This is a genomic window from Microbacterium sp. 18062, assembly GCF_902706225.1.
Classification (GTDB): domain Bacteria; phylum Actinomycetota; class Actinomycetes; order Actinomycetales; family Microbacteriaceae; genus Microbacterium.
This window is the reverse complement of sequence record NZ_CACSKB010000004.1, coordinates 112,335-127,269: the sequence shown is the minus strand read 5'-3', so window position 1 is coordinate 127,269 and position 14,935 is coordinate 112,335. Positions and strand designations below refer to the sequence as shown.

Sequence of the window (14,935 nt, the reverse complement as noted above, 5' to 3'; positions counted from 1 at the left end):
GCGGCGGCGAGGGAAGACAGCCCGAGACCGACACCGAGAAGACCCTCGCCACGATCTTCCACGACGTCCTCCACCTCACCGACGACATGACTGTGAGCGCGGACGACGACTTCTTCCACCTCGGCGGGCACTCGCTGCTGGCGACGAGGGTGGTCGCGAGGGTGAACTCCGACTGCAAGACGGCTCTGACGCTCCGGGACGTGTTCGACCATCCGACCGTGGCGGGTCTGGCGCGCGTCGTCGACGGCGTCGGGCTCATTGCTGAGACGGCGACGCGCGTGGGGGACATCGAGCGGCCCGACGTTCTGCCGGTGTCGTACGGACAGGAGGCGCTGTGGCTCATCGACCGGCTCGGCGGCCCCGGCGGACGGTACGTGGTGCCGGTCGTGCTGCGCCTGTCGGGGGAGATCGACGAGGACGCGCTCGGCGGTGCGGTGCGGGACGTCGTCACCCGGCACGAGATCCTCCGCACCCGGATCGTCGAGGTCGACGGAACGCTGCAGCAGGTCATCGTGCCCGCCGAGGAAGCCGTGGGGCGTCTGATGGTGGCGGCGAAGGACCTCATCGGGGCGGCCGACGATGTGGTGGACGCGTGGGTCGCGGATCTGGTGCGGGCGGGGTTCGACCTCGCCGTCGACATCCCGATCCGCGTGGGCCTGCTGCGCACCGGGGCGTCGGAGCGGGCGCTCGTCCTCGCGGTGCATCATCATGCGATCGACGAGTGGTCCTTCCCCGTCCTGCTGGGCGATCTGGCGACCGCCTACGCCGCGCGCGCGGAGGGTCACGCTCCGGGGTGGGCGCCGTTGCCGGTGCAGTACGCGGACTACGCGCTCTGGCAGCGGGAGGTTCTCGGTGATGCGGACGATGCCGGATCCGAGCTCGGGAAGCACCTGGAGTACTGGCGTACGGTGCTCGCGGACGCGCCGGAGGAGTCCACGATCAGCCCTGACCGGGCCCGGCCGGCCGAGCCCACCCATCGCGGTGAGGACATCGCGTTCGCCGTCGACGGTGACACCACCGCCCGTCTGCGGGAGGCCGCCGACCGGCACGGGGTGTCGATGTTCATGGTCGCCCAGACCGCGACCGCGGTGGCGGTGTCCGCGCTGAGCGGGGCCGACGACGTCGTGATCGGCTCGCCCGTCGGCGGGCGCACCACCGACGGCGTCGAGGACCTGGTGGGGTACTTCGTCAACACCCTCCCCCTGCGCCACCGGCTCCGCCCCGGCGACACCCTCGCCGACATCCTGAGCCGGGTGCGACGGACGGTGCTGGACGGGTTCGCCCATCAGGTCGCCCCCTTCGCGCACATCTCTTCCGCGGTCGGCGCGGACCGTGCGGCGGGCCGGAACCCGCTGTTCCAGATCATGCTCACCCACCAGGTGCGCGAGCAGGACGTCTCGTACCGGTTCGGGCCGGCCGCCGCTGCCCACGAGCCCGCGCCGCTGGGTGCGGTGAAGGCCGATCTCGATCTCTACCTCACCGACGCCTCGGACAGTCTGACCGGGTTCCTCAGCTATGCCACAGACCTGTTCGACCGGGGCACGATCGATCGTTTCCTCGGGGTGCTCAAACATGTCCTGGAGATGATCGCCACGGCCCCGAGCGCGCGTGTCGCGGACCTCGAGCTCGTGTCAGCGGGTGATCGGAGCGCCATTGCATCGTGGTCGACGGGTCCCGGAGGGGAAGCACCCGTGACCACTCTCGATGATCTCATGCGGGAGCGTGCGGCGGCGTCTCTGGATGCGGTGGCTGTGATCGACGACGTGACCGGCGGAGAGCTCACGTTCACAGGGCTGGATGCCCGCGCGAACGCTCTGGCCGTGCTTCTGATGAGGCGAGGAGTGTCGGTCGGCGACCGGGTCGGGGTGCTGCTGCCGCGTTCGGGCGACCTCGTGGCGACGTTGGCCGGCGTGGTCCGGGCGGGTGCGGCCTATGTCCCGCTCGATCCGGGGTATCCGACTGAGCGGGTGGGGCAGATCCTCGAGGACGCCCGGGCGGGTACGGTCGTGACCGACACCGCGACGGCTGGCGCGCACGCAGGCGTGCTCGCAGCGGCGGGCGTGAGTGTCCTGTCGATCGACGACGTGGATGCGCGGGCGCTGCTCGATGCGGGAGCGCCCGACGCGCCGGTGCTGTCGCGTGCTCTGGCCTCGTCCGATGCCGCAGCGGTGATCTTCACGTCCGGCACGACGGGACGTCCGAAGGGAGTGGTGGTTCCGCATGGCTCGGTGGTGAACCGGCTGACCTGGGGAAACCGGGAGCTGGGTTTCGGCCCCGGCGATGCGGGGCTGATCAAGAGCGGCGTGGGGTTCGTGGATGCGTCGACGGAGTTGTTCGGTCCGCTGACGGCGGGCGCGAGCGTGGTGGTCGTCGCCGACCGGGTCGCCCGTGACCCGGAGGCTCTGGCCGGCGCGGTGCGCCGCCGGGGCGTGACGCATCTGCTGACGGTGCCGAGCCTGGCCGACGCGCTCGCGGGCGTCGCGGACGCGGCAGACGCGTTCCGGTCGGTGCGGTCGTGGGTCTGTTCCGGAGAGGCGCTGACACCGGGCACCGTGGGAGCCATCGCGCAGGCCGCGCCGGGTGCGGTGCTGCAGAACTTCTACGGATCCACAGAGGTCACCGGCGACGGCGCTCGGACGGCGGTCTCCGTCGAGGACGCCGATGTCGCCCACCGCGTCCCGATCGGGCGTCCGGTGACGAACACCACGGTGCGCGTGCTGGACGGATGGCTGCGTCCGGTGGGCCCGGGCGCCGTGGGCGAGCTGTATCTGGGAGGGGCGCAGCTCGCGGACGGATACGCGGGTCGTCAGGCGCTCACAGCGGAGCGGTTCGTCGCCGACCTGTTCAGCGCCACGGGAGACCGGCTCTACCGGACCGGGGACGTGGTCCGGTGGGGGGAGGACGGGAGGCTGGAGTACCTCGGCCGGTCGGACGACCAGGTCAAGATCCGCGGATACCGGATCGAACCCGACGAGATCCGCCACGCCCTGGAGACCCACCCCGCCGTCGCCGGGGCTGTCGTGGTCGCGCTCGATCACCCCGCAGGGGGGAAGCACCTCGCCGCATACGTCACCATGCGCACCGGTCAGACCGCGACCGGTGAGGAGCTGCGGGCGCACACGACCGCGCACCTGCCCGAGTACATGGTCCCCACCACGATCACCGTCCTGGAATCCTTCCCGCTTACCGTGAACGGGAAGGTCGACCGGCGAGCCCTGCCCGCCCCGGACGTCCTCGTGGCCTCCGGTGCCGACGGCAGGGCTCCTGAGACCGACACCGAGATCGCTCTCGCCACCGTGTTCCGCGATGTCCTCCGCCTCGACGGGGACATGACGCTCTCGGCCGACGACGACCTCTTCCGCCTCGGCGGGCATTCCCTGCTTGCAGCCCGGGTGGTCGCTCGCGTCAACGCGCTGCGACGCTCGTCGCTCACGCTCCGGGACGTGTTCGACCATCCCACCATCGCGGGACTGGCTGCGGCGGCCGACGCGGCGACGGGCGCCGCCGTGTCGACGCTGCACACGAGGAGGGCTCCGCGCCCGGACAAGCTGACGGCGTCCTACGGGCAGCAGTCGCTCTGGATCACCGAGCAGGTCGCGGATCGGGCGATCTATCGAACGGCGATCGTCTTGCGCTTCCGGGAAGCGGCGGACGTCGACGCGCTGTCTCGGGCCATCCACCGTCTCGTCGGGCGGCACGAGATCCTTCGCACCGCCTTCGTGTTCGACGACGCGTCGTCGTCCCTGCTGCAGGCCGTCCACGAGGCGCCGGGCCTCGATGGGCGTCTCCTGGCGGTCGAGGATGCGCGCCCGGGCGAGGTCGATGCGCGTATCGCGGAGCTGATCGCGGAACCTCTGGATCTTGCGAGTGATCTCGGGCTGAGGTACCGGCTTCTGCGGTGTGGGCAGGACGACGTCCTCGTCGCCCATGGGCATCACATCGTGACGGACGAGCAGTCCTCTGCGCCCTTCGCCCGTGACCTGAACGCGCTGTACCTCGCAGAGCTCGGCGGCGATCACGGGGAGCTCGAGGAGCTCCCCGTGCAGTACGCGGACTTCGCGCTCTGGCAGCGGGAGGAGCTCGGCGACCCTGTGCGGCGCGATTCCCGGTACCGCAGCGATCTCGACTACTGGGTCGACGTCCTGTCCGGCCTTCCCCCCGAGACCCCGTTGCCACTGGATCGCCCTCGCGTGGAGGCCGGTGGGCGAACCGTCGGACCGGCTGAAGCAGAGCTGTCGCTGGACGAGAGCGCGATGGTGGACGACCTGCTGAGCGACGAACGTGCGACACCGCTGCAGGCGCTGATCGCCGCGCTCTCGCTCACGCTGTGGCGGGAAGGGGCCGGCGTCGCCATACCGGTCGGCACTCCCGTGAGCCTGCGCGACGATCCGGCGCTGAGCGAGCTGATCGGATACTTCGTCAACACGGTCGTCGTACGTGCGGACATCGACGAGGACGCCGGTTTCGCAGCCGCCGTGCGCCATGTGCGCGACCGTGTGATCGGCGCGGCCGAGCACAAGCTCGTCCCCTTCGAGAGCGTGGTCGAGGCGAGCAATCCGCCCCGGCTCCCCGGCGTCAGCCCGCTCTTCCAGGTGATGGCCGCCTACCTCGACACGCCCGAGTCGGATGACGAAGCAGTCCTCGTGCCGCACCGGCCCCCTGCGATGACGGATGAGGACGCGCAGGCGACCCCCGCGCTGTTCGACCTCGTGTCGTCCATCAGGCGTGATTCCGAAGGCCGTCTCGCGCTTCATCTGAACGCTGCGCGCGAGCTGTTCTCGGCCTCGACGAGATCCCGCCTGATCGAGAGCGTGCGGCTGTTCCTCGCGCTGGGCGCCCGGCATCCGGCGCTGCCGGTGAGGCACCTCTCCCAGCTCGTGCGCGCCGCGTCGACGTCCCCTTCCGTCTCGGAGGATCAGGACGGAGCTGAGTTCCGGCTCGTGCTGCCCTCGTTCGACATCCGGGACGACTCCTTGTGGCGCGCGGCGATCGATCACCTCGCTCTCGCGGGCGGCCCGCGTCTCAGACTGGGCGTGGGGGATCAGGGCGGCGGAGAGCTGATCGGCCGCACGGAGAATCCCGAGGTCCTCGATGCCGCACGAATCGTGTTGAGCCAGCTCGTCACCGGGTATCGTTCCCGGACGGCGATGGACGTGCAGCCGGCCGCCGTCAGTGCGGCCTCGCGCACCGACGAGGAGTGCGCCGAGGCCCTCCGCGATCCGTTCTGGGAGGAGTGGGTCGAGGAGCTCGCCGAATCCGACCCGGAAGCGCTCGCGGGTGACGACACCGTGGGCGCGGCGCGAGAGCATGCCGTCGCGTCAGTCCCCGACCATCCTGAGACGACGGCGGCATCGACGCGGTCGAGGGTCCTGAGCGCCGTCATACGGGTGCTTCGCGACGACGGTGGACTCGATGGAGATGCGGTGGTGGAGATCACTGACGCCCTCCCAGGCCAGACCGTGCTCCGCCTCCCCGTCGTCGTTCCCGGCAAGCTCGTCGACGAGCTGTCGGACGAGGCGGGCGCCGCGCATGTGGAGACGCTCGTGGAGCCCATCCGGCGGCACGCGGAGGAGTATGGCGCGCTCTCGCGGCACCCGCGGTTCGGCGCGTTCTTCGACGATCTGCCTGAGCCGCAGGTGCGCGTCGACGTCTTCGAGACCGAGGCGCGGACCGTCTCCCCCGGCGACGAGGACCTCGTCGTCGGACGGGTGCCGGTCGTCGTCCGCGTCCTCATCGGCTCGAGGACCGACGAGGCGCAGCGCGCCGTCCGCGTCGAGGTCGAGACGGCGGCCGGCGTGCGGGTCGATGCTCCGGCCCTCGCCCAGGCGGTCGCGGATGACCTTGCGCGGAGCGGCGTCTCCGTTCCGGGCAGGGCGGAGAGCCTCCGCGTGCGTCGGGCCGATCGGCTGTCGCTCTCGCTCGACGAGGAGAAGGGCGTCCGAGCCCGCCACGGGGACGATGCCGAGCTCCTCCCGCTCTCGCCCCTCCAGCAGGGGCTCCTTTATCACATGGTGCGCGCCCGCGAGTCGGACGATCACAACGCCTACGTGTCACAGGCGACGAGGGAGCTCGACGGTCGGGTCGATCCCGAGCGCCTGCGCGATGCCGCTCGCATCGTCATCGACCGTCATCCCAACCTCCGGGCGTCCTTCCTGTCCTCCGGGGAGGCGCAGGTCGTGCCGGCGAAGATCGACCTTCCGTTCCGCATCGTCACGTCGGCAGACGGGATGCCGTCGGACGACGATGTGACGGCGTTCCTCGCGGCAGAGCGGCAGGAGCCGTTCGACTTCGAGGCGCCTCCGCTGATACGGTTCACGCTCCTCCAGCGCTCGGCCGAGGCTTGGACGTTGGTGATGACCTTCGCGCACATCCTCCTGGACGGCTGGTCGATGAACGCCGTGCTCGAGGAGGTCTTCGCCGTCTACGAGGACCCCGGGTACGCAGCCCGCGTGCGGCCCGCGTCGTTCCGTTCCTATCTCGATTGGCTCGACGAGCAGGACCTCGCTGCGGCCCACGGCGCGTGGGACCGCTATCTCGCGGATCTCTCCGGCCCGACACTGCTGTGGCCGGAAGGAGGGGATCTCGGCGATCATCAGGTCGAGACGGGAGAGATCCACCGGGATCTCTCCGCTTCCGAGGCCGCCGCCGTCCACGAGGCTGCGCAGAGCGCGGGGGTCACGATCGGGACAGTGCTCCAGGCCGCGTGGGGCATCACCCTCGGACGCCTGGTGGGGAGCGGTGACGTCGTCTTCGGCAACACCGTCTCCGGACGGCCGCCGGAGCTTCCCGACGGGGAACGGATCATCGGTCTGCTGTTCAACACCGTCCCCATGCGCATGGGCTTCTCGCCCTTCGACGCTGTTCGCGATCTTCTGGCGCGCGTGCAGACCGAACAGCTGAGCGTCATCGACTACCCGTACGCGTCGTTGACGAGGATCCAGGCGAGCGCCGGTCTGGGGGCGCTGTTCGACACCCTCTTCGTGGTGCAGAACCATCCGTTCCGGATTCGCGCGGAGGGTGACATCGCGGGTCTCCGTGTGGTGGGCGGAGACGTCGACGATGCCACGCACTACCCGGTCACGTTCGCGGTCAACCCGTGGCAGAGCGAAGGGACGTCCTTCATCCACGTCCGGCTGTCCTATCGTCGTGATGCGTTCGACGCGGATGCCGCCGGGCAGGTCCTCGAGCGCTACGTGCAGGTGCTGCTCGCACTCGTCCGACGCCTCGACGTCCCCGTCGGGCAGCTGTCCGCGCTCCTGGCGGACGAGGAAGGGCTCCCGGCCGGGCCCGATCAGAGCTCGCCTCTCATCGTCGAGGAGCTCACAGTCGCCGAGCTGCTCGACGCTCAGGTGGGGCGATCGCCGGATGCGACGGCGCTGGTGGCCGGGGACCGGAGCTTCACGTTCGCGGAGTTCTCCGCCGAGGTGAACCGCTACGCCCGGCTGCTGCTCGCACACGGTGTGCGGCCCGAGCACCGGGTGGCGTTGCTGCTGCCGCGTGACGAACGGATGGTCGTCGCCATGTTCGCCGTCTTCGCCGTCGGTGCCGCATACGTGCCCGTCGACACCGAACTCCCGGACGAGCGCATCGACTACATGCTCCATACCGCCCGCCCGACGGTCACACTCGTGACGAGTCGCGATGCGGATCGGCTTGGACTGGCGGCCGGTGTCGCGGTCGATCTCGATGGGAGGGCGGTTCGCGAACGGATCGCCGCGTTCGAGTCGGGACCGATCACCACCGCCGAACGCGGAGGCGGGCTCTCCCTCGATCATCTCGCCTACATCATCTTCACCTCCGGCACGACAGGGCGCCCCAAGGGTGTGGCTGTCGGGTACAGGGGGTTGACGAACATGTACGTCAACCATGTCGAGAGGATCTTCGATCGAGTGGTCGCGCACCAGGGCGGCCGACGGATGAAGATCGCGCACACGACCTCGTTCTCGTTCGACGCCTCCTGGGAACAGCTGTTCTGGCTGCTCAACGGCCACGAGGTGCACGTCATCGACGAGGAGCTGAGGCGGGATCCGCACCGCCTGCTCGACTACTACGACCGCACCCGGGTAGACGGCTTCGACGTCACTCCTTCATACGGCCAGGTGCTCGTGGACGAAGGACTGCTGGAACGCGCCAGGCCCGCAGGGCGCTCGGTGTCGGCAGAGGCCCCCGGTGTCGTCTTCGTGTCGCTCGGCGGTGAAGCGGTGCCAGAACGGCTCTGGCAGCAGCTGCGCGACGCGCCGGGCGTCGAGGCGTACAACCTCTACGGGCCCACGGAGTACACGATCAACGCGCTCGGCGCCGACCTCGCCGACAGCGCCACGCCGAGCGTCGGCGCCCCGATCTTCGACACGAGGGCGTACGTCCTCGACGAGAACCTCCACCCGGTCCTCCCGGGCGTCGCGGGAGAGCTCTATCTCGCGGGTGCCGGCACCGCACGCGGATACTGGGGCCAGCATGCGCTGACAGCGGAGCGCTTCGTCGCCTGCCCCTGGGAGCCGGGGCACCGGATGTACCGGACCGGCGACCTCGCCCGCTGGAACGCTGAGGGGCGCATCGACTACCTCGGACGCATCGACGAGCAGGTGAAGATCCGCGGGTACCGCATCGAGCCGGATGAGATCCGTGCCGTGCTCGAGAGCCACGCGGGGGTGACGAGCGCCGCGGTGATCGCGGCCGACCACCCGGGCGGCGGCGTCTTCCTCGCCGCGTACGTCGTGGCGATGGACATCGACGGATGGGATGATCTGCGCGAAGCGCTGAGGATCCACGCCGAGGAACGTCTCCCCGAATACATGGTGCCGACGACGTTCACGTGCGTCGAGGCCTTCCCGCTCACTCCGACCGGAAAGCTGGATCGGCGCGCTCTGCCTGCCCCTGACCTCACGGAGGCGACGGGTCCGGGGCGTTCCGCGGAGACCGACACCGAGCGGACGCTGGCACACGTCTTCCGCGAGGTGCTCCGGCTCGGTGAGGATGCCGTCTTCTCCATCGACGACGATTTCTTCCGGCTCGGTGGAGACAGCATCCTCTCGATTCAGGTGGTCTCACGAGCTCGGCGCGCCGGCGTCGCGATCTCCGCTGCCGAGGTCTTCTCCGCGCGGACGATCGCTGCGCTCGCCCGGCTAGCCGACGCGCGTGCGGGGGAGGAGCAGCGTGCACAGACTCCCGAGGCGCTCTCGTCCGGGTTGTGGCCGATCGCCGCGTCGGCGGTGGGCCTGCCCGGATTCCGGACGTTCGTCCAGTCGGCGGTGTTCACGACACCGATCGGCGCGGCCGCCGACCTCGTCGCGCGCGTGCTCACGCGGGTCGTCGATCATCATCCCGAACTGCGCGGCCGGCTCGTCCGCCAGGATGACGGCGACTGGCAGTTCGAGATCCCTCCCGCCTCCTCGGCGGCCGCGGAGGAGTGTCTGTCACGGGAGACGACATCGTGGGCATGGTCGGATCCCCGGTGGTCCGATCGGGTGGCCGATGCCGCGGCGGAGCTGGCCGAGTCGCTCGACCCCGAAGCCGGACGGCTGTGGGGGGCGCACTGGGTGACGAGCGACGCCGAGCCCGACGGACGTCTGCTGCTCGTCGTCCACCACCTCGTCGTAGACGGGGTTTCATGGCGCATCATCGGGGACGACCTGGCGGATGCAGCCAAGCTCGAGGACGGCACGACGTCGGACGCGCTGCTCACGGTCGGCACGGGACTCGCCGCATGGTCGCGCGCTCTCTCGGCGCGTGCGACAGACGCCGACATCGTCGCGCAGACCGATCATTGGTCGAGCGTGTCGACGGACGAGCCCCTGCTGGGCTCCCGGGAGCTTGATCCGCTACGAGACACGCGTGCCACGGCGGCTGCGGTGCCCGTGCACATCCCGGCCGAGGTGGCGTCGGCCCTGCTCGTCGACGTGCCGCGCGTTCTCTCGGCGCAGGTGAACGACGTGCTTCTGGGATCGCTCGCCATCGCCGTGGGGGCATGGCGGGCGCGACGCGGGCTGGCGGATCGCCGGGTGCTCGTCGGCCTGGAGGGCCACGGACGCGAGGAGAGCCTCGTTCTCGGTGCTGACCTGTCCCGTACGGTCGGATGGTTCACGACGTGGTTCCCCGTCGCGCTCGACACGGAAGACGTCGATCCCTCAGGCGCGGTCGTCGATCCGAGGGCGTCCTCCGACGTGGTGCTGCGGATCAAGGAGCAGCTCGCCGCCGTTCCGGGGAGGGGCATCGGCTACGGTCTGCTGCGCGAGCTCGCCCCTGACGCCCGTGATGCGCTGACCGAGGGACGGGGTCCCCAGATCGGCTTCAACTACCTTGGTCAGTTCGGCGGAGGCGACAGCGGTGGCGGATGGGCCCCTGCTCCGGAGCGACCGGGGATCGGGGCCTACGCGTCTGGCGAGCTTCCGCTCGGCACCGCGATCGACATCAACGTCGCCGCCGTTCCGGACGGCGCGGGATGGGCCCTGCGCGGGGAGATCGCCTATGCGTCCGGCGTCCTGGAAGACGTCGATGTGAGGGAGCTCGCAGAGCTGTGGGAGCAGGCGCTGGGCTCTCTCGCCGCCTACCCGGCGACGACGGCGACGGTGCGACGCTCGCCGTCGGACATGACGGCCCCCGGCTTGACGCAGGTCGACATCGACTCCTGGGAGCGACGTTACGGCGAGCTCTCCGACGTGCATCCGCTGACTCCGCTGCAGCAGGGGATCGTCTTCGAGTCTCTGGCAGGTGCAGGCACCGCGGGCGTCGACGTCTACGCGACCCAGAGCACCTACCGCATCGACGGCGACGGCGATCCGGATCGCTTCCGGGGATCCCTCGTCCACCTGCTCGCGCGTTTCCCCAACCTCAGGGCCGCGATCGCCGCGACCGCCGGCGGAGAGTCAGTCGCGGTCATACCCCGTACGGTGGATCCTCTCTTCTCCGTGGTCGATCTCGATGACGAGGCGGACGTCGAGTCGTCCATCGAGGAAATCGAGGAACGCGATCGTGTCACACCCTTCGACTTCTCGATCGCGCCCCTCATCCGTGCGGCGCTCGTGCGGCATCGCGGCGGGCACGCGCTCATCCTGACGATCCACCATGTGCTCGTCGACGGCTGGTCGACGCCGCGCCTGCTGCAGACGTTGTGGGAGGGATACGGACGGCCGGACTCCGCGGTCGAGCCCGACCCGGGCTTCGCCCGTTTCCTCTCGTGGCTGATCTCCCGCGACCAGCGGGTGTCCCTCGAACGGTGGGCCGAGGCTCTCGCCGTCGTGGAGGAGCCGACGCTTGTGGCGCCCGGCGCGGGCGGAGCGTCGGTCTTCCCCGAGGATGTCGTGATCACTCTGGATGCGCGCCAGACTGCGGAACTAAAAGAAGTGGCGCGTGCCGCTGGTTCCACGATGAGCAACCTGCTGCAGACGATATGGGCGGTGTTCCTGAACGCGATGACGGGTCAGGAGACGGTGGTCTTCGGCGCCACCGTATCGGGACGTCCTCCCGAGGTCGAGGGCGTCGAGGAGGCCGTGGGACTGTTCATCAACACCCTCCCCGTCGCGGTCCCGCTCGACCGCGGAGCAAGCCTGGTCGAGACGGTGAGACGTGTTCAGGACCGGAATGCGGCGCTGCTCGAGCACCATCACGTGTCGCTGCCCGACCTGCACCGTCTCACGGGGCATCGCCCCCTGTTCGACACCCTGTTCGTCTACGAGAACTACCCGTTCGACAAGGACACGCTCGACCAGGTCAGCGTCTCGTCCGGCCTCGGCCTCCGCGCCGTGACGGGGCACGAGTCCACGCACTACCCGCTCACGCTCGCCGCACGGGCCGGGGCGGAGACCTGGTTGAGACTGTCGTACCGGCCCGATCTGTTCGGCCCCGACGAGGCGGATCGGCTGGTCACGTCCTTCCTGCGCCTGCTCGCAGTGCTCGCGGAGGATCCGCACCGGCCGCTCGGGACGCTGGACGCGCTCGCCGAGGGCGACTCGGCGGCCGACGCGTCATGGTCCGCAGGCGCGCATATCGCGCCGCGCGCGTCGACGGTGGACGCCCTGCTGCGTGCACAGCCGGCGTGCACCCCCGACGCGATCGCCGTCCACGACGACGCCGACGGCCGCGAATGGTCCTTCGCGGCGTTCGACGCGAGGGTGAACGCCGTCGCTCGCCTGCTGACGGAGCGGGGCGTGGAGGTCGGCGATCGCGTCGCGGTCATGCTGCCGCGCTCCGCTGACCTCGTCGCGGTGCTGGCCGGTGTCATCCGGGCGGGAGCGGCGAGTGTCCCCGTCGATCCCGCGTACCCGGGCGAGCGCATCGGCCAGATCCTGGACCAGGCGCGCGCCGGTGTGGTCATCGCCGAGCGCGCGGCGGCCGAGACGCATGCCGACGTCCTCGGCGCGTACGGCGCCCGACTTCTGGCGGTCGACGACGAGGCAGTCCGTTCGCGGCTGGAGCGGGGAGAGCCGGAGGCCCCGAGCCTGTCGCGTCCGCTCGGCGCGCAGGACGTGGCGTATGTGATCTTCACGTCGGGAACGACGGGACGCCCCAAGGGCGTCGTGATCCCCCATGCGGCTGTCGTCAACCGGCTGGAGTGGGGTCAGCGGACCTACCCGCTCGGCCTGGGGGAGACCGTGCTCGCGAAGACGCCCGCCGTCTTCGACGTCTCGCTGCCGGAGATGTTCGCGCCGCTCGCCTTCGGCGGACGTCTCGTCGTCGCGGCCGACGGCATGCACAAGGACCCGCAGTATTTGCGGCAGCGGATCAACGGACACGGCGTCTCCCGGGTCAACTTCGTGCCGTCGATGGCGGATGTGTTCCTGCAGCAGTCCGACGAGCGGCTCGATGCGCTGTCGGTGACCATGCTGGCGGGGGAGGCGCTGCCCGCGGCGCTCGCCGAAAGATTCGGCGAGTCGGCGTCCGGCGCTCTCGTGAACGTGTATGGCCCGACGGAGGCCGGAGAGGTCACCGTCCACGAGGTGCGCGGGGACCACTCGGACGGTTCGGCCGTGGTGCCGATCGGACGCCCGATCGACAACAGCGTCGTCCGCGTGCTGGACTCCTGGCTGCGCCCTGTGCCCGTCGGAGGCACGGGCGAGCTCTATCTCGGCGGCGCCCAGATCGCGCACGGTTACGACGGACGCCAGGCGCTGACGGCCGAGCGCTTCGTCGCCGACCCGTCCACGGCGTCGGGCGAGCGGCTCTACCGTACGGGCGATCTCGTGCGGTGGAACCGGGACGGCGAGCTGGAGTACCTGGGGAGGTCGGACGACCAGGTCAAGATCCGGGGCTTCCGGGTCGAGGTCGACGAGGTGCGCAGCGCCCTCGAGGAGCACCCCGCGGTCTCGGCGGCGGTGGTGCTCCCGCACGATCATCCTGCGGGCGGGAGATTCCTTGCGGCGTATGTAGTCACGTCCAATGATCCTGGCACAGGGGAAGCCGACATCGTCGAGACGCTGCGTCACCACGTTGCGACGTTCCTACCCGAGTACATGGTGCCGACCACGGTCACCCGGGTCGACGCGTTTCCCCTGACGCTCAACGGCAAGCTGGATCGCCGTGCACTGCCCACACCCGATCTGGCGTCGGCTGTCATGGGAGGCCCCGGACCTGCGACGGACGGGGAACGGATCGTCGCGGACGTGTTCCGCGGCGTCCTCCGACTCCCGGCGGAGACGGCGTTGGGCATTGACGACGATTTCTTCCGGCTCGGCGGGCACTCGCTGCTCGCCATCCGGCTGGTGTCGCAGGTGAACGAGCGCACCGGCTCATCCCTCCTTCTCAAGGACGTGCTGGAGGCCGGAAGCATCGGGCGGATCGCGGCGGCCGCCGAGCGTCGTGCCGCCGGAGATGCCGAACACACGAATATGGCGGAGTCGATCCTCCTCCCGCTGAGGTCATCAACCGGCGAGCGATACCTCTTCTGTGCCCACGCCGGGTACGGCTACGCGTCGCTGTACGCTGACTTCGCGCCCTATGTTCCGCAGGACATCGGGATCGTCGGCCTGCAGGATCCCTCGCACGCGGGAACCGAGATCGACTTCCAGGATCTCGACGATCTCGCGGTTACCTACGCCAACGCCATCCAATGCGTCCAGTCAGAGGGCCCGTTCGACCTCCTCGGCTGGTCGTTCGGCGGGCACATCATGTTCGCTGTCGGCCGCGAGCTCGTATCGCGTGGCGAGTCTGTTGCCTCGGTCACGATCATCGACACAGACCCCGTGGAGGACCAGCCGTTCGGCGCAATGCTGTCGGCGCTTCCCCGTGCTCCCATCTCTGCCGATCGCGATGCCCAGCGGGAGTTCATCGAGGCGCACCGGGAGGAGCTTCTCGAGATGCTGGGAGCAGACGGTTTCGCCGACGAGAGGGAGCTGGGCGCATTCGCGATCTCGGGGGTGCGCTGCGCGCGGCTGATGTCGCGTCCGACACGCGGACGCCTCGTCACCGAAGCCCTCTTCATCGAGGCGCGTCGTTTGCACGACCCGCAGCGGCCCGCCGATGTGAGTGTCTGGGAGGACTTTCTCCCTGGTGCATCCGTGATCCGCCTGCCCGATGAGGACCATCGCTCGGTCATCCGGCCGGGAGCAGGGCTTCCGCGATGGGGAGCCCACTTGACACGACTGCTCGCGCGGCGAGCGGAAGGAGACGAGGACGCATGACGTTGAGAGTTGAGCAGGCAGAGATGGACGTCGCCGACGTGCTGTACATCGAGGCGACCGAACTCGACCACGAGTCCGATCTGCGCGACCAGGGCATGGACTCCGTGCGCATCATGGAGCTCGTCGAGAAGTGGCGTCGCGCGGGGGTCGCGAGAATCGACTACATCGTGCTCGCCGAAGATCAGCGTCTCTCTCGGTGGCTCGACGTTCTGGAGTCCCTGCAGGACGAAGGCGCGCCCGCGGCATGAGGGCCGCTAGCATCCGTCCCTGACCCACCAGACCGAGCGCGCCGCAGTCGGAAGCCGCGGCGCGCAGTGAGGAGT

The 14,935-nt window shown here is 69.9% G+C and carries 2 protein-coding genes; both read left to right on the top strand.

The window, feature by feature from the left end:
* Positions 1–53 precede the first annotated feature (53 nt).
* Positions 54–14,612 carry a non-ribosomal peptide synthetase gene (locus GVL03_RS02940; RefSeq protein ID WP_306770306.1) on the top strand — a complete coding sequence of 4,853 codons (14,559 nt, stop codon included), beginning with the start codon at positions 54–56 and terminating at the stop codon, positions 14,610–14,612.
* Entirely contained in the window at positions 14,609–14,860 is a 252-nt protein-coding gene (locus tag GVL03_RS02935) for a phosphopantetheine-binding protein (protein WP_159499337.1), read from the top strand. Before GVL03_RS02940 ends, GVL03_RS02935 begins: the two co-directional genes overlap by 4 nt.
* The last annotated feature ends 75 nt before the right edge of the window (positions 14,861–14,935 follow it).